This is a genomic window from Pseudomonas sp. JV449, assembly GCF_032424295.1.
GTDB classification, from domain to species: domain Bacteria; phylum Pseudomonadota; class Gammaproteobacteria; order Pseudomonadales; family Pseudomonadaceae; genus Aquipseudomonas; species Aquipseudomonas marginalis.
Window position 1 is genome coordinate 35,751 of the sequence record NZ_VYKD01000003.1, and the last position, 20,140, is coordinate 55,890.

Consider the following 20,140-nt stretch of genomic DNA (forward strand, 5'->3'; position numbering starts at 1 on the left):
GGAGGCGCGGAACATGTCCCAATCGTCTATTTCCGCGGCATCCTCGGCCAACGCAGCCCGCCGTGGCAGCGCTGTTTCCCGGCGCATCCTGATCAGCCTGGGCTGGCTGGTGTTCTTCCTGTTCCTGCTGCTGCCGCTGTTTATCGTGGTGTCCCAGGGCTTGAAGAACGGCCTCGGGGCGTTTTTCACCGCAATCCTTGAACCGGACGCGTTGTCCGCACTGAAACTCACGGTGATCGCCGTGCTGATTTCAGTGCCGCTCAACCTGGTATTCGGCGTCAGTGCGGCCTGGTGCGTGAGCAAGTACTCGTTCCGTGGCAAGAGCATCCTGGTGACGCTGATCGACCTGCCGTTCTCGGTCTCCCCGGTGATCGCCGGCCTGGTCTACGTGCTGATGTTCGGCGCCCAGGGCCTGTTTGGCCCTTGGTTGCAGGAGCATGACATCCAGATCGTGTTCGCTTTGCCCGGCATCGTACTGGCGACCATCTTCGTCACCGTGCCGTTCGTCGCCCGCGAACTGATCCCGCTGATGCAGGAGCAGGGCACCCAGGAAGAAGAGGCCGCACGCCTGCTGGGCGCCAATGGCTGGCAGATGTTCTGGCATGTCACCGTGCCGAATATCAAATGGGGCCTGATCTACGGCGTGGTGCTGTGCACCGCGCGGGCCATGGGGGAGTTCGGCGCGGTGTCGGTGGTGTCCGGCCATATTCGCGGCGTGACCAACACCTTGCCGCTGCACGTCGAGATTCTCTACAACGAATACAACCACGTTGCCGCGTTTGCGGTGGCGAGTCTGCTGCTGATCCTGGCGCTCTTCATCCTGCTGCTCAAGCAGTGGAGCGAGAACCGTATTAATCGCCTGCGCGCCAGTGCGGCTGAGGAATAAGTCATGTCGATCGAAGTCCGTAACGTCAGCAAGAACTTCAACGCCTTCAAGGCCCTGGACAGCATCAACCTGGATATCCAGAGTGGCGAGCTGGTGGCCTTGCTTGGGCCTTCCGGCTGCGGCAAGACCACCTTGCTGCGCATCATCGCCGGCCTGGAAACCCCGGATGACGGCAGCATCGTGTTCCACGGTGAAGACGTCTCCGGCCACGACGTGCGTGATCGCAACGTCGGTTTTGTGTTCCAGCACTACGCGCTGTTCCGCCACATGACCGTGTTCGACAACGTCGCCTTCGGCCTGCGCATGAAGCCGAAGAACCAGCGCCCGAACGAAAGCCAGATTGCGGCCAAGGTTCATGAACTGCTGAACATGGTGCAGCTGGACTGGCTGGCCGACCGTTACCCGGAACAACTCTCCGGCGGCCAGCGCCAGCGTATCGCCCTGGCCCGCGCGTTGGCGGTCGAGCCGAAGGTGCTGCTGCTGGATGAACCCTTCGGCGCCCTCGACGCCAAGGTGCGTAAGGAACTGCGCCGCTGGCTGGCGCGCCTGCACGAAGACATCAACCTGACCTCGGTGTTCGTGACCCACGACCAGGAAGAGGCCATGGAAGTCGCCGACCGCATCGTGGTGATGAACAAGGGCGTGATCGAGCAGATCGGCTCACCAGGCGACGTCTACGAAAACCCGGCCAGCGATTTCGTCTACCACTTCCTTGGCGACTCCAACCGCCTGCACCTGGGTGAAGACCGGCACGTGCTGTTCCGCCCCCACGAAGTGTCGCTGTCGCGCCACGAACTGGAAGATCATCACGCGGCTGAAGTGCGTGATATTCGTCCATTGGGCGCGACCACGCGGGTGACCTTGAAGGTCGAAGGCCAGAGTGAGCTGATCGAAGCCGAAGTGGTGAAGGACCACGACAGCCTGACCGGCCTGGCTCGCGGCGAGACCTTGTTCTTCAAACCCAAGGTCTGGCAAAAAGCCTGAGCCCCAAACAAAAATCCCGATGTGAAACAGGTTCCATGTGGGAGGGGGCTTGCTCCCGATAGCGGTGTTTCAGCCAGCTTATCTGCTGCTGACCCACTGCAATCGGGAGCAAGCCCCCTCCCACATTCAGGCCTCTCTCGGCTTCAGATCGCGTCGAACCACTGGCCCCGAGCGCTCTTCGATCTGTTGCTTCAAGCCCTGGCGCAACCCCAGCAAAAACGCCACCTCCGCCACCACATACAGCGGCCCCACAATCAGCCCCGACACGTCATCCACAAACGCCGGCTTCCTGCCTTCGTAGTAATGCCCGACAAACTGAATCACCCAGCCCACCACGAACATTCCCACCCCGCTGCTGAGCCACACCATCGTGCTCTGCGCCGCCAACACGTGCCCGGCCCACACCGACAAGCCCATCAACACCGTCATCAGCGCGCCCAGGGCCAGTTCAAGCCGCAGGTAAAACCACGCGGAAAACAGCGCCACTATCACTGCCGGGGAAAGCCACAGCCCACCCACAGCCCATTCGGGGCGTGACAGCAGCACAGCCACGGCGACCACAATCAGCGGGATGCCGATGAAGTGGCTGGCGATATTGCGTGGGTCGCGGTGGTACGCGGCGTATTGACTGAGGTGATCGACGAGGCTTTTCATTGTTGTTCCTCCTGTAGGATGTTTGATCATGCCCTGTCAACCTGGGACTAACTGTCAGTTGGGCGACAATCTTCGGAGTTCTCATGGATGCGACGCAATGGCACTCCCGGTTGGCCGTCGGCCACTGGTTCAGTCACCTGCCCGTACCTTTCCAGCATAGTCTGCTGGCCCATGCGCGGCTGCGGCAGCTGACGGCGGGTCAATACCTGTTCAAGCGCGGCGACCCGCCCTGCGGCTTGTATGCGGTGCTCGACGGCACGTTGCGTGTCAGTGCGGTGAATGAGCACGGCAAGGAAGCGCTGTTGAGCCTGGTGGGGGCGCCCTACTGGTTCGGCGAGATCTGCCTGTTCGACGGCTTGCCGCGCACCCACGACGCCTGCGCCACGGGGCCGTGCACGCTGGTGCAGGTGCCGCAGCAGGCGCTGCTGAAGATCCTCGATCAATCCCCTTGCTACTGGCGCGACCTGGCGTTGCTGATGAGCCAGAAGCTGCGCCTGAGTTTTATCGGCCTCGAACAGCTCAGCCTGATGCCCGCTTCGGTGCGCCTGGCCCACCGGCTGTTGATGATTGTTGAGGGCTACGGCGACATGGCGCCTTCAAAACGCGTGCTGCAACTGCCCCAGGAAGACCTGGCGGCGATGTTGAGCCTGTCGCGCCAGACCACCAATGCCTTGCTCAAGGACCTGCAAGCCCAGGGCATCGTGCGCCTGGGCTACGGCGAGATCGAAATCCTCGATGCGCAGCGGCTACGAGAGGCGGCGCACACCTGAGGGTGTTAGCCTGCAAACCTGATCAATCGAGGTGTGTTATGCGTGTGCTGTTAGTGGAACATGAATCCGAAGAGGCACAGCGGATGGCCCGGGGATTGAACGAGGCCGGCTACACCGTGGAAGTCGCGGCCAACGGCATGGCGGCGCAGCGCTTTGTCGAAAGCGCCGAATACGACCTGGTGATCCTGGATGTGATGTTGCCTGGCCTGAATGCCTGGAAGCTGCAGCAGGCCATCCGGCAGAAGGGTGAGACGCCGGTGTTGTTCCTGACCACGCCGGGCGGGATTGAAGATCGCCTGCGCGGCTTGGAGCTGCATGAGGATGATTACCTGCTCAAGCCGTTTGAGGCCAAGGGGTTGGTGATGCGGGTCAGGAAACTGTTGCGGCGGGATCGGGGTCGCTGATTGATCCCGTCACTGTAGTGCCTGAAAGATTGCCATCGGGAGCAAGCCCCCTCCCACAGGAGAACGCATTTCAAATGTGGGGGCTTGCCCCCGATGAGCATAGGTATCTACACAACTTGGGCTCAACACTGAGCGCCCGGCAGATAGGGCTGTTGTGGTGAGCGGGCTTGTCCCGCGCCGGGCTGCGTAGCAGCCCCAGTAAAGAAGAACGCGGTGTATCAGACACTCTGTAGAGGCTGGTTTTGGGGCTGCTACGCAGCCCAGCGCGGGACAAGCCCGCTCGCCACAGTGAGATTTGTCAGGGGCTGAAAAGTTGTGTAGATACCCATGCCCCGATGAGACCTTCAGCCTCCCCACATATCCCCTTACCGCAACCCATCCCGAAACTGCCCCGGCGTCATCCCCGTCCAGCGCTTGAACGCCCGGTTAAAGCTGCTGGTATCGGCAAATCCCAACAGATGGCTGACCTCGGCCAATGAACACTGTGGATCACGCAAGTGGAGCAACGCCAAGTTCTGGCGACACTCATTGAGCAACGCATCAAACCGACACCCCTCATCCGCCAGATGCCGCTGCAAACTGCGCAAACTCAAGTGCAGCGCCTGGGCAATCCGCTCGGCACTCGGCTCGCCATCGGGCAGTTGCGCCTCGATGGCCGCGCGCACCTTGCGCTCCCAGGTCAGCGGTTGCAGTTGCGCCAGGGTGCGTTTGAGCACGGTTTCGTTGTGTTCGGCCAGTTCCGGGTTGGCGTCGTCCAGGTGGCTGTCGAAATCGCTGGCGGCGAATTCGAGGCGGTCTTCCTCGGCGCCGAAAAACACCGGTGCGCGGAACACCGTGTGCCAGGGCTTGGGGTCGGCGGGTTGCGGGCGCCGCAGGTAAACCGCCAGCGGCGCATAGTCGCGGCCCAGGCGATTGCGGCACGTGCGCACATAGATCGCGGCAAACGCATCGATGGCTTCCAGCGCCGGCGCCGGGCTGCCTGGCGGTTGCAGCAGGCGAAAGCGGTAGCGCTCGCCATCGCCGCTGAGTTCCAGGCTCAGGGCATCGCTGACCACCTGGTGATACCGCACGATGCGCTCGAACACCTCGCGCAGGCTGCCGCTCGCCACCAATGCATAACCCAGCGCATGAAAGGTGGTCGGGCTGACAAACCGCGACACCCGCAACCCGATGGCCGGATCGCCGCTGGCCTGCACCGCCAGTTCCCACAGGCGCGTGGTGGCCGACAGCGGGTAACGCGCGTTGGGGTCGTCCATCTGCTGCGGATCAAGCCCGGCCTGGGCGCACAGCGCGGCGCTGTCGAGGCCCAGGGCATCGAGCTGCTTGCGCAGGGCGCGGGTCCAGCTGGCGAGGGAAGTCGGTTCGGTCATGGCGATTGGCGCTTGCGGTCAACAGGTTGGCGTGTGGGGCTAGCGTCCTGCAAGAAGCCCTGGTGCAGGATGTAACCCTCAATGAATAAGAGGATGGGAGCATGGACGGTACTTCTGCAAGTCCCCAGCAGATGAACGCGCAACAGCGTTCGGCGCATATCCGTGAAGTGGTGCTCGCCGAAGGCGTGCGCTTGCGTCGCCGGCACCCGTGGTTGCAGCATCAGGACGCCCTGGGCGCGGGTATCCTGGCCTTTGCCTTGCTCGGCATGATGGGCTCGGCGGCGCTCTATATCAGCGGTCATATGGCCTGGTGGACCTGCCTGCTGCTCAATGCGTTCCTGGCCTCACTGACCCACGAGCTGGAACACGACCTGATCCACAGCATGTACTTTCGTAAACAGCGCGTGGCCCACAACCTGATGATGGGCCTGGTGTGGCTGGCGCGGCCGAGTACCATCAACCCGTGGATCCGTCGGCACCTGCACCTCAATCACCACAAGGTCTCCGGCACCGAGACCGATATGGAGGAACGTGCGATCACCAACGGCGAGCCCTGGGGCCTGGCGCGGTTGCTGATGGTGGGCGATAACGTGATGTCGGCGTTTATCCGCATGCTGCGCGCCAAGACCTGGGGCCACAAACTCAAGATCCTCAAGCGCTCGCTGCTGGTCTACGCACCTTTGGCGCTGCTGCATTGGGGCGCGTGGTATATCTTCCTCGGCTTCCATGCCGCCAACGGCATCGCCAGCCTGCTGGGCACGCCGATCGACTGGTCCACCGGCACCTTGCAGATGATGCAGGTGATCGACATCGCCGCCGTGGTGATCATCGGCCCCAATGTGCTGCGCACCTTTTGCCTGCACTTTGTCAGCTCCAACATGCACTACTACGGCGATGTGGAACCGGGCAATGTGATCCAGCAAACCCAAGTGCTGAACCCGTGGTGGCTGTGGCCGTTGCAGGCGTTCTGCTTCAACTTCGGCAGCACCCACGGGATTCACCATTTTGTGGTGAAGGAGCCGTTCTACATCCGCCAGATGACGGCCAAGGTGGCACATAAGGTCATGGCCGAGATGGGCGTGCGCTTCAATGATTTCGGCACGTTTGCGCGGGCCAATCGGCTTGAGCCCATGGCGTCGCCCCAGGCCCGGCTCAATCCGGCTGAAACGGCGACGCGCTGAGCACCACGCCGGTTTCGTCGACGTACTGCTGCCAGTGGCCGATCAACGTGGCGAGCTTGTCCGGATGACTCAAGGCCAGGTCGTGGATTTCGCCGGGATCCTGGCCCAGGTCATACAGTTGCCAGGTCGCCGGGCCCACCGGGCCGGGGATGTACACGGCTTTCCACTGGCCCTGGCGAATCGCGCGGCGGCCGAACAGTTCCCAGCCGGTTACGGTGTTGTCGTCGTGCACCTGGGCGGTCTCGCCAGAGAGGAAGCCCAGCCACGACTTGCCCCGCAGCGGCGCCACCGGCTTGCCACGCCATTGTTTGCCCGGATGGCGCACGCCGGCCAGGTCGAGGATGGTCGGCGTGATGTCCATCACCGTGCCGAAACCATGGCTGATACGACCTTTGAGCGACAACTGCGGGTAGTGCACCAGCGCCGGCACGCGAATCCCGCCCTCGGTGGTGAACGCCTTGAACAACCGCGACGGCGCCGTCGCCACCTGCGCCCATGACGGGCCATACCAGACATAGGAATTGGCGCGGCCGATATTGTCCAGGCTGTTGTCGTAATGCTGGTTGAGGTAGGTGAGCAACTGCGGCCCGAACTTGGGGAACGCCTCCAACAGCGCACCTTCGGCGCCGTTGTCGGACATGAACACAATGAAGGTATTGTCCAACTGCCCCTGCTGGCGCAGGTAATCCACCACTCGGCCGATGTTCCAGTCCATGCGCTCGACCATCGCCGCATACACCTCCATGGCCCGCGCCGAGACCTGGCGCTGTTCGTCGCTCAAGGCGGCCCACTGGGTGTTCAGTTCGATCAACGGATGGGGTTCGACATTGGCGTCGATCAGCCCCAATGCCTTGAGTTTTTCCAGGCGTTCCAGGCGCAGCACTTCGGGGCCGGCGTCGTAGCGGCCACGGTACTTCTCGACGATGTCCGCAGGCGCCTGCAACGGCCAGTGCGGCGCGGAAAACGGCAGGTAGGCGAAGAACGGCCGGGCCTGGTCGCGCTCCTTGAGATAGTGCAGCAGCTTGTCGCCGAAGGCATCGGAGGAATAGAAATCCTTGGGCAATTGCTCCACGAACCGGTCGTCTTCGATGTACAGCGCCGGGGTGGATTTGAGCAGGCCCGGGGTGTCGTCGTTATAGGTCGGTTCGAAGCCGTAGTGGTTGGCCGCCCCCGGCAGCAGCGAGAACGAACGCTCGAAACCGCGGGCGTGGGGCGCCAGTTCGGCGGTCAGGCCCAGGTGCCACTTGCCGCTCATCAGTGTCTGATAACCGGCCTCGCGCAGCAGCTCCGGCAGTGCCACCACCTTGTCATTCAAGTAGCCCTCGTAGCCGGGCTTGCCGATCAGCTCCGGGGTCAGTGCCTCGGCCATGGTGCCGATACCGGCGATATGGTGGTCGGTGCCGGTGAGCAGCATCGAGCGGGTAGGCGAGCACGTCGGGGCAGTGTGGAAGTCGGTCAGGCGCAGGCCGTTCAGCGCCAGAGCGTCCAGGTGCGGCGTGGAAATTTCCCCGCCAAACGCACCGAGGTCGGAGAAGCCCATGTCATCGGCCAGGATCACGAGAAAATTGGGACGTTGCGGCATCAAGGCACTCCTCATCAGCAGGCGGTTTTTCAGCAGGCGATAAACGCCAGTGGCAGGTCGCGGATCTGTTCGCGCGCGGGCGGCTGGTAATGGCCGTCGCTGGTCAGTTCATGCAGCAACTCCTCACGCAGCTGGTGGAATTCGAAACTGCTGCGCTGGCGCGGGTGGGGCAGGGCAATCTCGACGACCTGCTTGATCCGCCCCGGCCGGGGCTCCATCACCACCACGCGGTCGGCGAGGAAAATCGCTTCCTCCACATCGTGGGTCACCAATACCGTGGTGATTTTGGCGCGGGCGCGGATCGCCAGGAGTTCGTCCTGCATCTGCTGGCGAGTCAGGGCGTCGAGGGCACCGAAGGGTTCGTCCAGCAGCAGAATGCGCGGGCTGGCCACCAGGCCGCGGGCAATCGCCACCCGTTGCGCCATGCCGCCGGACAGTTGGTGCGGATAGGCGCGGGTGAAGTCGGTGAGGCCGACCAGCTCGATAAAATCGCTGATGCGCCGATTGCGCTCTGCTTCGCTCAGTGGCTCGTTGACCAGGCCCAGGCCGATATTTTCCGCCACGGTGAGCCAGGGGAACAGACGATGCTCCTGGAACACGATGCCGCGCTCGCCGCCGATGCCGCTGACCGCTTTGCCGTCGACGCGGATCTCGCCGCGAAACTGCGTATCGAGCCCCACCAGCAAACGCAGCAGGGTGGATTTGCCGCAGCCGCTGGAGCCGACAATCGCGACGAATTCGCCTTCGGCAATCTCCAGGTTGAATTCGCGGATGGCTTCCAGCTCGAAGCCGTCGACGTCGAAGGTCTTGCCCACATGGTTGAAGCTGACGATAGGTGCGTTCATGCGTGTCTCCAGCGGGTGGCGCGGGTTTCGATGCGCTGGCCGATCAGGTTGAGGGCCGCGCCGGTGAGGCCGACCAGGAGCATGCCGCTCATGATCAGGTCCATGCGCAGCAGTTGTTGGGCGCCGATCATCAGGCTGCCGATACCGCCGTTGGACGGCATGAAATATTCCGCACCGATGGTGCCCAGCCAGGCGTAGATCAGGCTCAGGCGCAGGCCGGCGAAAATGCCGGCTGCGGCGCCTGGCAGTACCAGGCGTCGCAGCCGTTGGAACAGGCTCAGGCGCAACACCTGCACCGCTTCGTTGAGCTGTGGCGACAGATTCAGCACGCTGCGTTGGGTGGCGATAAACAACGGGAAGAAGGCGGCGAGGGCGATAAACACCCATTTGGCCAACTCACCCAGGCCAAACCAGGCAGTGAGCAGCGGCACCCAGGCGAAAATCGCGATCTGGCGCAAGGCGGCCAGGGTCGGCCCGAGTACCCGCTCACTGCGCCGTGACAGTCCCAGCCACAGGCCCATGGCAAAGCCAAGGCCGCCACCGAGCAGCAACCCGCCCAGGCTTCGCCCCAGGCTGGTGCCCAGTGCACCGCTGAGGTTGCCATCCACCACCCCGGCGACGGTGGTGTGCAGCACCACCCATGGGCTGACCAGAATGTTCGTGTCGACCCAGCCTTGTTGCGTCGCGACCTGCCACAGCGCCAGCAACAGCAGGGGCAGCAACCACGGTTGCAGGCGCTGCCAGCCTTGATAGCGCGGGCCGCGACGAATCTGCGCCGTGGCCGGGTGGGGCCAGTGCACCCATTTGCGGTCCAGCCAGCCAATGCCACGGTCCATCACCACGCCGAATACGCCGATGACCACGATGCACACGAAGACGATATCGAGCATGAACAGCTGGCGCGCCCACACCATCAGGTAGCCGATGCCTTCGCTGGAGGCCAGCAACTCCACCGCCAGCAGCGAGGTCCAGCCGGCCGCCAGGGCCAGGCGCACGCCGGCCATAAAGGCGGGCAGCGCGGCAGGCAGGATCAGGCGCCGGATCAACAGGTGCGTGGGCAGGCGCAACACGCGGGCGGCTTCGCGTAACTGGGGTTGGGCGTCGCGCACGCCCACCAGGGTATGCAGGGTGACGGGCACCACGATCGCTTTCACCAGCACCACCAGTTTCAGGGTTTCGCCAATGCCGAAGAACACCATGAACAGTGGAATCCAGGCCAGGGTCGGTACCTGCGACAACGCGCTGAACGTCGGAAACACCAGGCGCTCGGCGCGCGCGCTGAAACCCAACACCGCCCCCAGCAGCGCCCCGGCGCCAATGCCCGCCAGCAACCCCCAGGACAGGCGTTGCAGGCTGATCGCCAGGTGGCTCCACAGCTCGCCGCCGGCCAGTTCCACGGCGCTGCTCCACACCAGCGACGGTGGCGGCAGGATCTGCTCGCTCATCCAGTGATTGCGGCTGGCCAGCCACCACAGCGCAAACAGCGTCACCGGCAGCAACCATGGCAACAGCCGTTCACTGTGCAGCGGCCAACGTGGCGTGGCGCCGGGAGCCGCGAGCGGTAGGCTCAAAAGTGAGATTCGGGCCATGGAGGACCTCCGTTGTCGCCAAGGGCGTTATGTGATTTCGATCTTATAAAAACGTAATCAAGATGATTGAGGGATAAGAAAAGCCATTTAAAGCCTCGCTCCGGCACGCATCCAATGCATTCGAAGAATATTTTCGATGCTATTCATGCATAGCCCTCTGGAGCCTGCGTTTCCCTTCGCATAGTCCTAAAAGCTATTAAATTGTGAATTTATAGTATTTAAAGTTTTGACCAGGTTGTGCCTACTTTCTGCTCCCCAGGCGACCCTCGCCCACAAGGAGCTGCGCTTATGAAACTGCCGTTCAAACGTCTGATCACCCTGGTCGCAGGCACCGCACTGGCGGGCCTGGTACAGGCTGCCGACCTCAAGGAAATTCGCATCGCCGTGCCCGACCTCAGCGCAGGCAGCCAGCACAGCGGCGGGGGCATAACGGACGTGCTGCGCGAGCAGCAGATCTTCGAAAAAGCCTTTGCCGACCAAGGCATCAAGATCCAGTGGAATTACTTCAAGGGCGCCGGCCCTGTGATCAACGAAGCCTTCGCCAACGGGCAGGTGGACCTGGCGTACCTGGGCGACCTGGCGGCGATCATCGGCCGCTCCAATGGCCTGGAGACGCGCTTGCTCAGTGCTACCGCGCGGGACATCAAGCAGTACCTCGGCGTGGTACCGGGTTCTGGCATCAAGACCTTGCAGGACCTCAAGGGCAAGCGCGTCGCGGTGTTCCGTGGCACGGCCAGCCAGTTGTCGTTCGACAGTGCATTGGCCAGCCAGGGCTTGAGTGAGAAGGACCTCAAAGTCATCAGCCTGGACTACAACGCCGCCAATGCCGCGTTGGCCGCCAAGCAGATCGACGCCACCTGGGGCGGTTCGAACCTGACGGCATTGCAAGCCAAGGGGCTGGCTGAAATACCGCTGACCACCAAGGACCTCGGTGGCGCCGGCAGCGTCCAGGCGGTGCTGGTGGGCAGCAAGCAGTTTGTCGACGAGCACCCCGACGCCGTCGCCAAGCTGCTCAAGGCCCAGCAGCAGGCGGTGCAATGGTTGACCGATGACAACAACAAGCAAGCCTACATAGCGCTGGTGTCCGGGCTGGCCAGTTACCCGCCGGTGATCCTCACCAATGACTTGAAAGACCAGACCCTCAGCGAGATTTTCCCGTCGACCCTGGACCCGGTGTTCCTGGCTAAATTGCAGGGTTCGGTGGACCTGGCTTCCAAGGAGAAGCTGATTCGCAAGTCGTTCCAGGTGAGTGACTGGGTGGCGCCGAATCTGTCGGCGGCGGGGCTTTGAGTCGGGTGGTGCCTGGGCTATCGCCATCGGGGGCTTGCCCCCGATGAGGCCCTTCAAACCGCCACACTCACCTCCTGCCTGTCCACCTCCACCAGCGTCTCGATCATCGCCTTCGCCGCCGGCGACAACCGCGAACCGGTGCGGCTGACAATCCCGCAGCGGGCGCTCATGGTCTCCATGTTCTGCGGCAGGTTGCGCCAGTGCAGCAGCTTCAGCGTGCCCTGGGCGATGTCTTCGGCGAATGCCTCCTCGGTGCCCACGCCGATGGCATTGGACTGCAGTACGATCTTCACCAGCGCCGGGAAATGTTCGGTCTGGATGCTCGGGGAAAAATCCATGCGCCCGCTCAGGTTCGCCAACAGTTTGCGAATGCCCTGTGAGATCAGCGGCGACGCCAGCGGGTAGTCGAACATGTCGTTGGTCGACAGGCTGTCCTTGGCCAGCAACGGGTGCCCCGGTCGGCAAAAAAATACCCCGCGCTTGGGGGTCAGCGCGCGGGTCTGGAAATTCGGGTCGGCTTCGAATTGGCGGATGTCGGCGATAAAGAATTCGATCTCTTCACGGCTCAGGGCACGGCTGAGTTTTTCCCAGTTATCCACCTGGAAACTGGTGCGGATTTTCGGGTGGGCGCTGATAAAACGCGCCACCGCATCCGGCACCAGTTTCACTGCCGGGGCCGGGCCGCAGCCGAAGCGCAGGTCGCCGGCGTCGAGCTTGGTCATGCGCGTCACTTCACTGCTCAGCAAGGCGGCGCCGTGCACCAGGGACAAGGCATGTTGCAGCACCACTTGGCCCTCCGGCGTGGGGCGCAGGTCCTTGTGGCCACGGTCGACCAGCACGCAGCCGAACTCCTGTTCCAGCCCCTGGATGCTGCGGCTGAACGCCGGTTGGGTGATGCCCATGGCGTCTGCCGCACGCACGAAACTGCGGTGTTCGTTGAGGGCGATGAAGTAGCGCAGTTGGCGAAGATCCATATGCTTTCCCTGCATCTTAAAAATAGGTCGAAGGCATTTGCGACCACGGGAGCAGAGGTTTTAAATGCAAGCTCTTATTCCGTCAATGAAGCATTCGTTCATCTGCTAGACCTAAATTGCATATGGATAGAGCGTTGTCGGAAAGCGTCCCCATCAGCAGGCACAAGAGGGTCATCACCATGAGCAACGCCGCATTAGCTGTTCAACCCGTCGCCCAGGCGCTGGATATTCACCCGGTCGCCGGCCGCATCGGCGCCGAGATTCGCGGTATCACACTGTCCGGCGATCTGGATGCCGCCACGGTCGAAGCCATCCAGCAGGCGCTGGTGCAGTACAAGGTGATCTTCTTTCGCGAGCAGACTCACCTCGATGACCAGAGCCAGGAAGCCTTTGCCCATCTGCTCGGCGAGCCGATTGCCCACCCGACGGTGCCGGTGCGCGACGGCACGCGCTTCCTGATGGAACTGGACGGTACCCGTGGGCAGCGCGCCAATTCCTGGCACACCGATGTGACCTTCGTCGATGCCTACCCGAAAGCCTCGGTGCTGCGTTCGGTGCTGGCGCCCAAGTCCGGTGGCGACACGGTCTGGGCCAACACCTCGAGCGCCTACAACGACCTCAGCGTCGAACTGCGCGCCCTGGCGGATAACTTGTGGGCGGTGCACAGCAACGAATACGACTACGCCGCGCTCAAGCCGGATGTGTCGGCCGAGCGGCTTGAGGCATACCGCAAGGTGTTCACCTCGACGGTGTACGAAACCGAGCACCCGGTGGTGCGCGTGCATCCGGTCAGTGGCGAGAAAACCCTGTTGCTGGGGCACTTCGTCAAGCGCCTGAAAGGTTATTCCCAGGCTGACTCGACCCAGCTGTTCAACCTGCTGCAAAGCCACGTCACCCGCCTGGAAAACACCGTGCGCTGGCGCTGGAACACTGGCGACGTGGCGATCTGGGACAATCGCGCCACCCAGCATTACGCCGTGGACGACTACGGCACCCAGGAACGCATCGTGCGCCGGGTGACGCTCAAGGGCGATGTGCCGGTGGGCGTGCAAGGGCAGCGCAGCCAGACCACCAAAGGTCTCTGAGCTGACAATGCCAGTCAGTTAAGGGCGAACACCGTACCTGTGGTGAGCGGGCTTGCCCCGCGTTGGGGTGCGAAGCGCCCCTGATGAAGACGAATGCGGTGTATCAGGCACTCCTCTGCGCCTGGTTCTGGGGCTGCTGCGCACCCCAACGCGGGGCAAGCCCGCTCACCACAGAGGTACCCGTTTGCTGCGCGACAACGCTACTTCGAAGAGGTAGTGGGACCCCCCACATTCGATGTGTGGTTTACCACACGCCGATCTGCACCACTTTCTCCGCTTGCGGCTCACCGTAACGAAACCGTTGGCCACGCAGATCGATCTCTGCGTGGCTGATGGTGGTGCGTCGCTTCAGCCCGCGCAGCCATTCGAACAGATACCCCAAATGGGTTTCGCGCACTTCGGCATAGGCCGGGTGGTTGCCCAGGTCGTGCAGTTCCTGCGGGTCGTTTTCCAGGTCGAACAGCTGTGGGCGGAAGCCGTCGTACGCCAGGTATTTCCAGCGCTCGCTGCGCACCATGGTCATGCGGCAACGGTCGATGGGTTGCGCCAGGCGTTCGCGGGCCGGGGCCTGGAAGGCGTAGTCGTACTCGGCGATGGCGTAGCGGCGCCAGCGGGTTGCCTGGCCGTGCAGCAGCGGGATCAGTGAGCGGCCTTCCAGGCGATGCTCGGCCGCTGGCAAACCCAGGGCGTCGAGGAAGGTCGGCAGCGCATCGATGGTTTCCACCAGATGCGCGTCCACCGTGCCACGGCGGGTATCGGCGGCGGCGCGTGGGTCGCGCACGATCAGCGGAATGCCCACCGCAGGTTCCAGCAAAAATTCTTTTTCGCCGAGGAAGTGATCGCCGAGGAAGTCACCGTGGTCGCTGGTGAACACGATCAGGGTGTCGTCCCAACGGCCATTGCCTTGCAGGAAATCGAACAGGCGTCCCAGTTGGTCGTCGACCTGTTTGATCAAGCCCATGTAGGTGGGAATCACCGTGAGCCGTACCTCGTCACGGGAAAAATTCAGGCTTTCCTGGTGCTGTCGGAACGCCTGGTACACCGGGTGATCGCTGGTCTCCCCTGGCTGGATCGGTGCCTGGATATGCTCGGCGCCATACAGTGCGTGATACGGCGCCGGTGCGATGTAGGGCCAGTGTGGCTTGATATAGGACAGGTGCAGGCACCACGGTCGTTCAGCCTGCTCACGGATAAAGTCGATCGCACGGTCGGTGGTGTAGACGGTTTCCGAGTGTTCCTCGGCCACGCGCGCAGGCAGGCCTGCATTGCGCATGTGCCAACCGCTGAGGACTTCGCCGTTTTCACCTGCTGCCGCATTCGCCCATTCGTGCCACGGATTGGTGCCGCTGTAGCCCTGCTCGCGCAGGTAATGGGTGTAGGGCGCGGACTCGCGTTTTTCATCGAACAGCGGGCTGTCGGGGTAGATGCCGTCGTGACGCAGGTACGCCTCGAAGCCAACCTCGTTCAATGGCTCGGCCTGCTCGCTGTCAGGGTCGATATTCAGGCGTTGCAAGGCGTCAACATTGGGTGTGGCGTGGGTCTTGCCGACCAGTGCCGTGCGGATGCCGTGGGGACGCAGGTAGTCGCCGAGGGTCAGTTCTTCCAGGGGCAACGGCACCGCGTTCCACGCCACCTGGTGGCTGCTGACGTAGCGCCCGGTATAGGCCGACATGCGCGAGGGCCCGCAGATGGTGCCTTGGGTATAGGCGCGGCTGAAGCGCACACCGGCGGCGGCCAGGCGATCGATGTTCGGCGTGTGCAAGTGGGCGTGGCCGTAGCACGACAGGTAATCGCGGCGCAGTTGGTCGCACATGATGTACAGCACGTTGCGCACGGGTTGGGGGTGGGACATGGGACTTCACCAGACGGAGGACAGGTGAGGTTTTTCGCCGTTCGGGTGGGGGGCTGGCAAGTGCATTTGGGGACTGGCTTTGATGCAGTGGATGCATGGCCTAGACGGCGACGTTCTCCAGCGCGCACACCTCTTCATCCAACTCATCGATCTGCTTGATCTGCTCGATCATCGCTTCGGCCAGCGGCGACAAGCGATACCCTGCACGGCTGACGACGCCGTAGCGGGTGTAACGCTCCTCCAGATCCTCCGCCAGGCCCTCGATCGTCAAGCACACCAGTTCGCCCCGGGCCATGTGCAGCACATCGCTGTTGGCGCTGACGATGCCGATGGCGTCGGAGCGCAGCACTACGCCCATCAGGCTATAGCCGTTCTCGCATTCGACATTGGGCAGGTAATCGGGCCGGCCGCTGAGGTCGACGATGACCTTGCGCAGGTTGGGCGGGCGGATGGTCACGGCCAGGGGGTAACTCATCAGCTCGGCGGCGCTTACGCTGCCACGTCCGGCCAGTGGGTGGCCGGCGCGGCAGCAGAAATACCAGCGGCGCGGGCGCAGGCGGTGGGTGTGATAGTCGGGGTTGGCTTCGAAGTGGCGGGTGTCGGCGACGAAAAACTCGAACTCTTCACTGAGCAGGCGTTTGCTCAGGCTCTGCCAGTCGTCCACCTGGTACTGCACCCGTGCCTTGGGGTAGCGCCCGATAAAACTGCCGATGGCGCGGGGGATCAAGCCGCTGGCCGGTGCCGGGCCGCAGCCGAAACGCAATTCCCCCGCCTCCAGGCCATTGAACTGGCTGATCTCGTTGGCCAGTTGCTGTGCGCCGCTGACCAGGCGCCGAGCGTGCTCCAGCAATACCTGGCCTTGTTTGGTCGGCGCCAGGTCTTTGCGGCCACGGTCAATCAGCTGGCAACCGGCGCTGTGTTCCAGGGCCTGGATACTGCGACTGAACGCCGATTGCGACAGGTTCACCGTCAACGCGGCGGCGACAAAACTGCGTTGTTCGGCAAGGGCGATGAAGTGACGAAGCTGGCGCAAATCGATATGCATTTTTCACATCAAAAATATCCGGGAAATGCATTGGCTATGCATTAGGTCGACTCCTTATAAAGGCTATCTCTTATGCAGTAAATGTTCGTAAAAACATAAATAAATAACCTAAAGGAATATCTGTCGATGGATATTTCCGGGTTCCGGAGCCGCTTATGAGTCTGTTGAAGTCCTTGCCCCTGGCCATTCTGGTGGCCGGCAGTTCCAGTTGGTCGCCGACCCAGGCCGCCGAAACGCCCGCGCCGGTAAGCAAGGGCGAGAGCGCCGGCGGCGAGTTGGAGACGGTCACCGTCACCGCCCGGCGGCGCACCGAAAGCGCCCAGGCAGTGCCGACGCCCATGAGCGTGATCGGCGGCCAGGCCCTGGAGAGCCAACGGGTGTATCGGATTCAGGATTTGCAGCAACTGGTGCCCAGCGTCAACGTCGCTTATATGCATGCGCGCCAGTCCAGCGTGTCGATTCGTGGCCTGGGCAACAACCCGGCGAGTGATGGCCTTGAGGGCAGCGTAGGGCTGTATATCGACAACGTGTACCTGGGGCGGCCGGGCATGGCGGTGTTCGACCTGATGGACATCGAACAGCTTGAAGTCTTGCGTGGCCCGCAAGGCACCTTGTTCGGCAAAAACACCACCGCCGGGGTGATCAACATCAGCACGCGCGCGCCGAGTTTTACCCCGGAGCGCAGCATTGAAACCTCGCTGGGCGAGGACGGCTACTTCCAGACCAAGGGCACGATTTCCGGCCCGCTCACCGATGACCTGGCGGGGCGTTTCTCGGTCTATCGCACCCGCAGCGACGGCGACATCAAGAACGAATACAACGGCCATGACCTTAACGGCGGCTCGCGCCAGGGCTTTCGCGGGCAACTGCTGTACAAGCCCAGCGAGACCTTCAACCTGCGCTGGATCGGTGATTACAACGAAGAGGATTCCAGCGCCGGCACCCGGGTGCTGTACAGCACCGGGCCGACCATCAACGGCACCAACCTCTACCAGTCGCGGGCCAACGCCGCAGGCGCGACCCTGGTCGATGGCACCCACCGCAAGGTCAACCTGGACAGCGACCAGCACGTCACCGTGTTCCAGGGCGGCACGTCGCTGGAGGCCAACTGGACGTTGCCGAGCGATTTCACCCTGACCTCGGTCAGTTCCTATCGCTTCTGGAATTTCACCCCGCGTAACGACGACGGCCTTAACGTGCCGGCGTCGTATAACGCCGGGGTGTCGGTGGAAGATAAGCAGTGGTCCCAGGAGTTCCGGCTGGCTTCGCCTACCGGCGGTTTCTTCGATTACGTCCTCGGTGCCTACTACTTCGGCAACTCGCTGGACAACAAGTCCTTCAGCTATTACGGGCCTCAGGCCGATATCTGGAATGGCACGCCGGCCGGCGCACTGGCCAATGTCAGCAGCGTCGGCAACGGGCACATTCGCACCGACAGTTTTGCACTGTTTGCCCAGGGCACCTGGCACCTCACCGAGCGCCTGGATTTCACCGCCGGCCTGCGCGGCACCTACGAAGAAAAAAGTGCCTGGGTCACGCGCAACGCTCCCCTTGGCGGTGCGGCGGTCAGCGGTGCTGCCGCGACGGCTCGACGTGGCCGCGCGGGGGCGTACGACTCCGGCGACCTCACGCAATACAGCACCAGCCCCTCGGGTTTGCTCAACCTGAGCTACCGCTTTAACGAAAACCTGCTGGGCTACGCGACGCTGTCCCATGGCGAGAAGTCCGGCGGGGTCAACCTGGCGGTAGGCTCAGCACCGACGGCCGGGGCCGACTCGCTGTTGATCGGCACCGAGCGCGCCAACAACGCCGAACTGGGTTTCAAAAGCACGCTGTGGGACCGGCGGCTGCAGCTCAATGCCAACCTGTTCTGGACCCAGGTCAACGGCTACCAGACCAATGCCTATGACCAGGACAACCGTGTGCAGTACCTGACCAACGCCGGTTCGGTGCGCTCGCGGGGTGTCGAGGTGGAAAGCACCCTGGTGCCGATCAAGGGCCTGACGCTGAACCTCAACGGCTCGTTCAACGATGTGAGCTACCTGTCTTACAAGGACGCGCCGTGCCCGCCGGAAGTCAGTCTGCGCCCCGGTGCGCCGGCCTCCTGCGACCTGAGTGGGCACCAAGTGGTGGGGGCCTCGAAATGGATCGCCAACGCCAACGGCGAATACAAGTGGAACCTGGATAACGGCTTCGAACCCTATGTCACCGCCAGCTATGCCTTCCGCTCCAAGGCCGTGGGCACGGTGGAGGACTCCGACTATGGACAGATTCCTGCCTACGCCGTGGTCAACCTGTCCACCGGCCTGCGCGGCAACTATGAGCAGGGGCAGTGGGACGTGTCGTTATGGCTGAAAAACGCCTTCGACAAGACCTACTACACCACGCTGTGGACGGGGGGGAACGGCGGCTACGAAGGCCTGCTCGGTACGCCGCGCACGCTAGGGGTGACCGGGCGCTATGACTTCTAGCCCCGTGCGATAGGTGGCCGGGCTGAACACGCGCGTCACCGCCAGCATCGCCACCGCCGTGACCGTCAGCACCACCCAGGCGCTGACAAAGTTGCCGGTCAGCCCGCGCAGCCAGCCGGTCAGCCACGGCGACACCGCATTGATCAAGAAGCCCACGCCTTGCACAAAGGCCGCCAGTTGCCCGGCCTGGCGTGGGTCGCGATGGTGGTCGAGGGTCAGCAGCAGGCTCAGGGCGAAACACGCGCCCAGGCCGAAGCCGCACAACGCCACCCAGAGGTGCGGATATTCCTGCGGCGCGACGATCAGGCCGAGGTAACCCACGGTCTGGGCCAGCAGGGCGATGCCCAGCAGCGGCCGACGGTCGATACCGCGCTGCGCCAGCACCGGCATCAACAGCGCGGCGATCACCTGGAAGATGGTCATGAACGCCAGCAGCGAACCGCTGGGCAGCACGCCCCAACCCAGTTGCTGATAGTAGGCCGGCAGCCACGCCACCAGGCTCATGTAGCCGCAATTGACCAGGCCGAAATACAGTGCCAGCAACCAGGCGCGGCGATTGCGCAGGTCCTTGAAGGCCGGCACCACCTGTGGATTTCTGGCCGCGCCCAGTGGCAGCCAGGCCCATAGCAGCAAGGCACCCAACGCCGGCAGCAGCCACACCCCCAACCCCGCCTGCCATTCCTGGAAATGCGTGGCCACCAGCGGGCTGAGCAGCGCAGCGAGCCCGCCGCCGGCCATCAGTGAGGCCGAGTACACACCCATCGCCACCGGCACGCGATGACGGAATTCGCGCTTGATCATCGCCGGCACCAAGGCCTGGATCAGCGCCACACCCGCGCCGCCGAGCAGCGCCGTGACCAGCAGCGCCGACGCCTGGCCCATCAGCCAGCGTGCCAGGCACGCCAGCAGGATCATCATCAGGCCCAGGGCGATGCCACGTCGCTCACCCAGGCGGGCTTCCACGCGCACGCCCACCAGCGCCACCAGCCCCATGCACACCACTGGCAGGCTGGTCAGCAAGGCGCTGCTCTGGAAGCTCAGGCCGGTGGCCTGGCGGATCTCGCCGAGCAACGGGCTGATGGAACTGAGGATCGGCCGCAGGTTCAGGCCGAGCACCACCAGCAGGCCCCAGCCGGCGAGGGATTTATTCAGGGTCAT

General features: G+C 63.1%; 17 protein-coding genes. 8 read left to right on the top strand and 9 right to left on the bottom strand.

Going from position 1 to position 20,140, the window contains the following annotated elements; translation table 11 throughout:
• Positions 1-13 precede the first annotated feature (13 nt).
• Together cysW and F6S08_RS01615 are read left to right on the top strand one after the other, a co-directional pair.
• The gene (cysW, locus tag F6S08_RS01610; protein ID WP_065926322.1) at positions 14-886 is read left to right on the top strand and encodes a sulfate ABC transporter permease subunit CysW; all 873 of its coding nucleotides are present in this window, start codon (positions 14-16) and stop codon (positions 884-886) included.
• Positions 887-889: 3 nt separating this feature from the next.
• Positions 890-1,870 (top strand): sulfate/molybdate ABC transporter ATP-binding protein, encoded by a 981-nt coding sequence (locus tag F6S08_RS01615; protein ID WP_065926323.1) that lies wholly within the window; start codon positions 890-892, stop codon positions 1,868-1,870.
• 126 nt (positions 1,871-1,996) lie between these two features.
• Here F6S08_RS01615 and F6S08_RS01620 read toward each other — a convergent pair whose 3' ends face one another.
• Positions 1,997-2,524, bottom strand: coding sequence for a DUF962 domain-containing protein (locus F6S08_RS01620; RefSeq protein ID WP_315871192.1), 528 nt, complete (start codon positions 2,522-2,524; stop codon positions 1,997-1,999).
• An 83-nt stretch (positions 2,525-2,607) separates the two neighbouring features.
• Between F6S08_RS01620 and F6S08_RS01625 the strand changes: the two genes are divergently transcribed.
• Together F6S08_RS01625 and F6S08_RS01630 are read left to right on the top strand one after the other, a co-directional pair.
• Positions 2,608-3,294, top strand: a complete 687-nt coding sequence (locus tag F6S08_RS01625) for a Crp/Fnr family transcriptional regulator (RefSeq protein WP_065948537.1) — start codon at positions 2,608-2,610, stop codon at positions 3,292-3,294.
• Positions 3,295-3,332: 38 nt separating this feature from the next.
• Positions 3,333-3,698: a response regulator gene (locus F6S08_RS01630; RefSeq protein WP_065926326.1), complete on the top strand. Its 366-nt coding sequence runs from the start codon at positions 3,333-3,335 to the stop codon at positions 3,696-3,698.
• A 365-nt stretch (positions 3,699-4,063) separates the two neighbouring features.
• Here the strand turns inward: F6S08_RS01630 and F6S08_RS01635 are convergent, their stop codons facing one another.
• Entirely contained in the window at positions 4,064-5,068 is a 1,005-nt protein-coding gene (locus tag F6S08_RS01635) for an AraC family transcriptional regulator (protein ID WP_065926327.1), read from the bottom strand.
• A 101-nt stretch (positions 5,069-5,169) separates the two neighbouring features.
• On the opposite strand from F6S08_RS01635, the gene F6S08_RS01640 reads away from it, so the two are divergent.
• Positions 5,170-6,249, top strand: a complete 1,080-nt coding sequence (locus F6S08_RS01640) for a fatty acid desaturase (RefSeq protein WP_137212715.1) — start codon at positions 5,170-5,172, stop codon at positions 6,247-6,249.
• On the opposite strand, the gene F6S08_RS01645 is transcribed toward F6S08_RS01640, so the two are convergent.
• From F6S08_RS01645 to F6S08_RS01655, 3 genes are read right to left on the bottom strand one after another with little or no spacing between them, the layout of a single operon-like run.
• The gene (locus tag F6S08_RS01645) at positions 6,221-7,831 is read right to left on the bottom strand and encodes an arylsulfatase (RefSeq protein ID WP_065926329.1); all 1,611 of its coding nucleotides are present in this window, start codon (positions 7,829-7,831) and stop codon (positions 6,221-6,223) included. The two genes, F6S08_RS01640 and F6S08_RS01645, sit on opposite strands and share 29 nt — an antisense overlap.
• Before the next feature lie 29 nt (positions 7,832-7,860).
• Positions 7,861-8,676 (bottom strand): ABC transporter ATP-binding protein, encoded by an 816-nt coding sequence (locus tag F6S08_RS01650; RefSeq protein ID WP_065926330.1) that lies wholly within the window; start codon positions 8,674-8,676, stop codon positions 7,861-7,863.
• Positions 8,673-10,265, bottom strand: a complete 1,593-nt coding sequence (locus F6S08_RS01655; protein ID WP_315871193.1) for an ABC transporter permease — start codon at positions 10,263-10,265, stop codon at positions 8,673-8,675. The genes F6S08_RS01650 and F6S08_RS01655 overlap by 4 nt, the downstream gene beginning before the upstream one ends.
• Positions 10,266-10,553: 288 nt before the next feature.
• Between F6S08_RS01655 and F6S08_RS01660 the strand changes: the two genes are divergently transcribed.
• Positions 10,554-11,555 (top strand): ABC transporter substrate-binding protein, encoded by a 1,002-nt coding sequence (locus tag F6S08_RS01660; RefSeq protein ID WP_065926332.1) that lies wholly within the window; start codon positions 10,554-10,556, stop codon positions 11,553-11,555.
• Between the two features lie 53 nt (positions 11,556-11,608).
• On the opposite strand, the gene F6S08_RS01665 is transcribed toward F6S08_RS01660, so the two are convergent.
• Positions 11,609-12,529, bottom strand: coding sequence for a LysR family transcriptional regulator (locus tag F6S08_RS01665; protein WP_065926333.1), 921 nt, complete (start codon positions 12,527-12,529; stop codon positions 11,609-11,611).
• Positions 12,530-12,708: 179 nt separating this feature from the next.
• Here F6S08_RS01665 and F6S08_RS01670 point away from each other — a divergent pair, with 179 nt between their 5' ends.
• Positions 12,709-13,614: a TauD/TfdA dioxygenase family protein gene (locus tag F6S08_RS01670; RefSeq protein ID WP_065948532.1), complete on the top strand. Its 906-nt coding sequence runs from the start codon at positions 12,709-12,711 to the stop codon at positions 13,612-13,614.
• A 244-nt stretch (positions 13,615-13,858) separates the two neighbouring features.
• Here F6S08_RS01670 and F6S08_RS01675 read toward each other — a convergent pair whose 3' ends face one another.
• Positions 13,859-15,466: an alkaline phosphatase family protein gene (locus F6S08_RS01675; RefSeq protein ID WP_315871194.1), complete on the bottom strand. Its 1,608-nt coding sequence runs from the start codon at positions 15,464-15,466 to the stop codon at positions 13,859-13,861.
• A gap of 100 nt (positions 15,467-15,566) precedes the next feature.
• Positions 15,567-16,511, bottom strand: coding sequence for a LysR family transcriptional regulator (locus tag F6S08_RS01680; RefSeq protein ID WP_065926336.1), 945 nt, complete (start codon positions 16,509-16,511; stop codon positions 15,567-15,569).
• Positions 16,512-16,666: 155 nt separating this feature from the next.
• On the opposite strand from F6S08_RS01680, the gene F6S08_RS01685 reads away from it, so the two are divergent.
• Positions 16,667-18,982, top strand: a complete 2,316-nt coding sequence (locus F6S08_RS01685; RefSeq protein WP_065926337.1) for a TonB-dependent receptor — start codon at positions 16,667-16,669, stop codon at positions 18,980-18,982.
• Here F6S08_RS01685 and F6S08_RS01690 read toward each other — a convergent pair.
• Entirely contained in the window at positions 18,953-20,140 is a 1,188-nt protein-coding gene (locus F6S08_RS01690; RefSeq protein WP_065926338.1) for a CynX/NimT family MFS transporter, read from the bottom strand. The genes F6S08_RS01685 and F6S08_RS01690 overlap by 30 nt on opposite strands.

Coding starts and splice junctions, on each gene's coding strand:
- cysW (WP_065926322.1), top strand. CDS start 14: ATGTCCCAATCGTCTATTTCCGCGGCATCCTCGGCCAACGCAGCCCGC.
- F6S08_RS01615 (WP_065926323.1), top strand. CDS start 890: ATGTCGATCGAAGTCCGTAACGTCAGCAAGAACTTCAACGCCTTCAAG.
- F6S08_RS01620 (WP_315871192.1), bottom strand. CDS start 2,524: ATGAAAAGCCTCGTCGATCACCTCAGTCAATACGCCGCGTACCACCGC.
- F6S08_RS01625 (WP_065948537.1), top strand. CDS start 2,608: ATGGATGCGACGCAATGGCACTCCCGGTTGGCCGTCGGCCACTGGTTC.
- F6S08_RS01630 (WP_065926326.1), top strand. CDS start 3,333: ATGCGTGTGCTGTTAGTGGAACATGAATCCGAAGAGGCACAGCGGATG.
- F6S08_RS01635 (WP_065926327.1), bottom strand. CDS start 5,068: ATGACCGAACCGACTTCCCTCGCCAGCTGGACCCGCGCCCTGCGCAAG.
- F6S08_RS01640 (WP_137212715.1), top strand. CDS start 5,170: ATGGACGGTACTTCTGCAAGTCCCCAGCAGATGAACGCGCAACAGCGT.
- F6S08_RS01645 (WP_065926329.1), bottom strand. CDS start 7,831: ATGCCGCAACGTCCCAATTTTCTCGTGATCCTGGCCGATGACATGGGC.
- F6S08_RS01650 (WP_065926330.1), bottom strand. CDS start 8,676: ATGAACGCACCTATCGTCAGCTTCAACCATGTGGGCAAGACCTTCGAC.
- F6S08_RS01655 (WP_315871193.1), bottom strand. CDS start 10,265: ATGGCCCGAATCTCACTTTTGAGCCTACCGCTCGCGGCTCCCGGCGCC.
- F6S08_RS01660 (WP_065926332.1), top strand. CDS start 10,554: ATGAAACTGCCGTTCAAACGTCTGATCACCCTGGTCGCAGGCACCGCA.
- F6S08_RS01665 (WP_065926333.1), bottom strand. CDS start 12,529: ATGGATCTTCGCCAACTGCGCTACTTCATCGCCCTCAACGAACACCGC.
- F6S08_RS01670 (WP_065948532.1), top strand. CDS start 12,709: ATGAGCAACGCCGCATTAGCTGTTCAACCCGTCGCCCAGGCGCTGGAT.
- F6S08_RS01675 (WP_315871194.1), bottom strand. CDS start 15,466: ATGTCCCACCCCCAACCCGTGCGCAACGTGCTGTACATCATGTGCGAC.
- F6S08_RS01680 (WP_065926336.1), bottom strand. CDS start 16,511: ATGCATATCGATTTGCGCCAGCTTCGTCACTTCATCGCCCTTGCCGAA.
- F6S08_RS01685 (WP_065926337.1), top strand. CDS start 16,667: ATGAGTCTGTTGAAGTCCTTGCCCCTGGCCATTCTGGTGGCCGGCAGT.
- F6S08_RS01690 (WP_065926338.1), bottom strand. CDS start 20,140: ATGACCCTGAATAAATCCCTCGCCGGCTGGGGCCTGCTGGTGGTGCTC.